1 protein-coding gene is annotated in these 417 nt (G+C 50.6%); it reads right to left on the bottom strand.

Going from position 1 to position 417, the window contains the following annotated elements; all coding sequences use genetic code 11:
• Positions 1 to 163: 163 nt before the first annotated feature.
• Positions 164 to 417 (bottom strand): alpha/beta hydrolase family protein (locus ACLFKU_RS44265; protein ID WP_410853460.1); only part of this gene is annotated, 254 nt, incomplete at its 5' end.

The raw sequence follows: 417 nt of genomic DNA, 5'->3' as shown, positions 1-417 counted from the left end.
TCAGCGACCGGCGATGACACTGCGCCGGTCTCCCACACGAATCTTGCGGGCTTGCGTTCAACGAAGGCAAACAATAGCAGTCCTGAGCCCAACGTAAACGATTGAATGTGACTATAGAAAAATCCTACGAACTCAATGTCACGGCGATCAGTATAAAGGGAAATCAACTCGACGGAAAATGCATCGATGTGGCATTCCAATTAGGCGGATCTTGCCCGAAAACATTGCGAACGAAGAAATCCATGAGCTTACGCTCGGTGAAGATACCGGGGGCTCCATGATCAGCACCAGGCACATAGACCATTTCGAATTCCTTTCCCGCCTTAATGAGACTGTCGGCGAGCGCAAAGGTGGAGGCCGGATCGACATTGTGGTCCATTTCGCCCACAACAAGCATAAGTTTGCCGTGCAGATTGT

The organism is Paraburkholderia sp. EG304 (assembly GCF_046543485.1).
GTDB lineage: Bacteria > Pseudomonadota > Gammaproteobacteria > Burkholderiales > Burkholderiaceae > Paraburkholderia > Paraburkholderia youngii.
Note: the sequence above shows the minus strand (reverse complement) of the source record. Positions and strands in the feature narration are given on the sequence as shown.